This is a genomic window from Microcystis sp. M_QC_C_20170808_M9Col (assembly GCF_007095495.1).
GTDB lineage: Bacteria > Cyanobacteriota > Cyanobacteriia > Cyanobacteriales > Microcystaceae > Microcystis > Microcystis aeruginosa.
The window spans coordinates 1-2,813 of sequence record NZ_SFBZ01000102.1; the positions used below are offsets into that span (position 1 = coordinate 1).

Sequence of the window (2,813 nt, forward strand, 5' to 3'; positions counted from 1 at the left end):
GCAAATGAGAAAGATAGTTTTGATGATGAACGTCCTCAACATCAAGTAACTGTCCCCCCCTTTTTCATGGGTAAATATCCCGTCACCCAGGCCCAGTGGAGAGCAGTTGCCTCTCGCACCGATTTAAAAGTAGAAAAAGACCTTGATCCTGATCCTTCCTACTTTAAAGATCCCCCCAAACCCCCCTTTTTAAGGGGGGCTTCCGATTCCCCCCCTTTTGAAGGGGGGGCTAGGGGGGGATCGCCCACGCGCTGGGATAGACCCGTGGAACAAGTCAACTGGTACGATGCGATCGAATTCTGTGCGAGATTATCGAAACTAACGGTTCGGGAATACCGACTACCGAGTGAAGCGGAATGGGAATACGCTTGTAGAGCGGGGACAACAACCGCCTTTCACTTTGGGGAAACCATTACGGGGGAATTGGCTAACTACAATGCCAGCAAAACCTACGCTGATGAACCCAAAGGAGAATATCGAGAAGAAACGACTCCTGTGGGACAATTTTCCCCCAATGCCTTCGGACTGTACGATATGCACGGCAATGTCTGGGAATGGTGCGCCGATACCTGGCACGATAACTATGACGGTGCGCCGAGGGATGGCAGTGTCTGGACAGAAAATGGGTATGATAATCATTCTTCTCTGCGGGGCGGTTCTTGGTACATCGATCCATTTAACTGCCGTTCCGCTTCCCGCTACGACGACTACCGCCGCGACTACAGCGGCGACTACGGTTTTCGGGTGGTGTGCGGTGCTGGGAGGACTTTGTAACCCTTTTCCTCTTTTTTTCCCTTTTTACCCTCATTCCCTATTTTTTCTTTTTTCTTTTCTTTCCGGCCCTTAGGCGGGTCGATTTTTTTGAGAAAATGGCGTTAATGTTAAATTTTATACTAAATCCAGTTATTAAAGACTGATTATTTATTCCCCTTTTTGCCTTTTGCATGAGTAGAAAACGGGTTTCTCGGAGAAACCCGTTTTCTGTGCGTTACTCGAGAGTTATCGGTTATCAGTTGGGAAGGTGGTGTTATATTATGGGTAGTAAAGTTGCTCAAAAAGCCAGCTACAACCATGAGCGCTCTTGTCAAACCCTCTAGCCTGATTCCCAAAGGATTGCGGGTGCAACAGATTAATAATCTCACCCTATTCAAATTTACAGATGAACTGGGCGATCGGATGCAGACGCTTCTTGACAAGAAAAAAGCTGATGATCTCACCCCGGAGGAAGTCCTTGAGCTAGAAGCGATTGGCGAACTCGACCAAATTTTCAGCTACATCAACGCTGTCATTGCCGCCAGAGTAAATGGTCATTCCTAAATCGCTCTACCATATTGTTCGACAACGCGCTAGGTTCCGGTGTGAATACTGTCACTATCCCGAACTCCTCAGTTCCGCCCCTCTTTCGATCGACCATATTCAACCCCAATCCCTCGGTGGTAGCGATACGCTGGACAACCTCGCCCTAGCCTGTCGTCGTTGCAATGAAAGGCGTTATAACTTCACAACGGGGATTGACCCAGAAACCGAGGCAGAAGCTTCACTGTTCAACCCACGCCAGCAAATATGGTCAGAGCATTTTCTGTGGTCGGCGGATGCCTTGAAAATTATTGGCAAAACTCCATCAGGACGCGCCACCTGCAACCGCCTGGATTTGAATGATGAACGTCGTGAAGAACCCTTTATCCAGAATGCCCGACGGCAATGGATAGCCGGCCAACTCCATCCACCCAAGGATGACCCACGACAGGAAATTAGTGAGACTTAAGGCGTGGTTTAAAAAAGGTTGATCGGGAGTAACAAAAGCTTAATCCTGATTATTTATTTCCCTTTTTGCCTTTTGCATGAGTAGAAAACGGGTTTCTCGGAGAAACCCGTTTTCTGTGCGTTACTCAAGAGTTATCGGTTATCAGTTGGGAAGGTGGTGTGATATTATGGGTAGTAAAGTTGCTCAAAAAGCTGGTCAGTTTGCTATTAGAATAGTAAACGCTGATAAATATCTCAGCCCAGAAAAGAAAGAAGTTATCCTGTTATAATAAAGTTAATTGATAAGTAGGTAGGCGTTAAAAATTATCAGATGCCCCCTTATCAAGGGGGATCCCCCCGCCTACCGGCACCCCCCTTATCAAGGGGGATCCCCCCGCCTACCGGCACCCCCCTTATCAAGGGGGGCAGGGGGGATCGAACCTAAAGTCCATTTTTCATTTAATTATAACCAGCTACTTATTTGCTTAATTTAAGTTATGAACTTCAACCTTGATCTGGAAGATGAATTAAGTCAGCAACTACAGGCTTTATCTCGCTCTACAGGCAAATCCCAGAATGCTTTGATCCGAGAAGCAATACAGCTTTTAATTACCACAAAGGAACAGTCGCAATGGTCGTCAACTATCCTTAATTTTCAAGGGGTAAGTGATGCTATTGTTTTTGAAGCTTATAGAAAGGAACTTTCCCCACCTAGAGAAGATGAGGTGATTTAGTGCTGGTTTTGCTCGATACTTGTACGATTAGTGATTTTGTCAAAGGTGATAGCAATACTCTAGGGCAGATCAAAAATCACTGTCTGTTAATAGGTGCAACGGCGATTACTCTTGACATCCTCACCGCCGTAAACGGACGGTGATTCCTCACCACGCCACCTTTTTAGGATGGTCGTTGAATGGGGTTGACGCTTCACAGGATACTGCTACCTTAGCGGTAGTCTTATGCTTTCCGACCCGTCCGTTTTGATTGTCCGAATGCCGGACGGCCACTTTGAACAAGTCGAAAAAATCTCATGTTCAACCTTATTTCCTAGAAAGTTTTACTCGTTCAAG

Annotated in this window: 4 protein-coding genes; all 4 read left to right on the top strand. The window is 46.5% G+C overall.

Going from position 1 to position 2,813, the window contains the following annotated elements:
- The coding region (locus EWV68_RS06380) for a formylglycine-generating enzyme family protein (RefSeq protein WP_287169227.1) at positions 1-774 on the top strand (774 nt) is incomplete at its 5' end.
- 297 nt (positions 775-1,071) lie between these two features.
- A complete protein-coding gene (locus EWV68_RS06385) occupies positions 1,072-1,317 on the top strand; it encodes a hypothetical protein (protein ID WP_002772702.1) in 246 nt (81 codons plus the stop codon).
- Positions 1,304-1,765, top strand: a complete 462-nt coding sequence (locus EWV68_RS06390; RefSeq protein WP_061433292.1) for an HNH endonuclease — start codon at positions 1,304-1,306, stop codon at positions 1,763-1,765. Before EWV68_RS06385 ends, EWV68_RS06390 begins: the two co-directional genes overlap by 14 nt.
- 475 nt (positions 1,766-2,240) lie before the next feature.
- Positions 2,241-2,477, top strand: a complete 237-nt coding sequence (locus tag EWV68_RS06395) for a ribbon-helix-helix protein, CopG family (RefSeq protein WP_061433291.1) — start codon at positions 2,241-2,243, stop codon at positions 2,475-2,477.
- Positions 2,478-2,813: the final 336 nt, after the last annotated feature.

Excerpts from the sequence above, each read along its gene's own strand:
- EWV68_RS06385 (WP_002772702.1), top strand. The coding sequence starts at position 1,072 with ATGAGCGCTCTTGTCAAACCCTCTAGCCTGATTCCCAAAGGATTGCGG.
- EWV68_RS06390 (WP_061433292.1), top strand. The coding sequence starts at position 1,304 with ATGGTCATTCCTAAATCGCTCTACCATATTGTTCGACAACGCGCTAGG.
- EWV68_RS06395 (WP_061433291.1), top strand. The coding sequence starts at position 2,241 with ATGAACTTCAACCTTGATCTGGAAGATGAATTAAGTCAGCAACTACAG.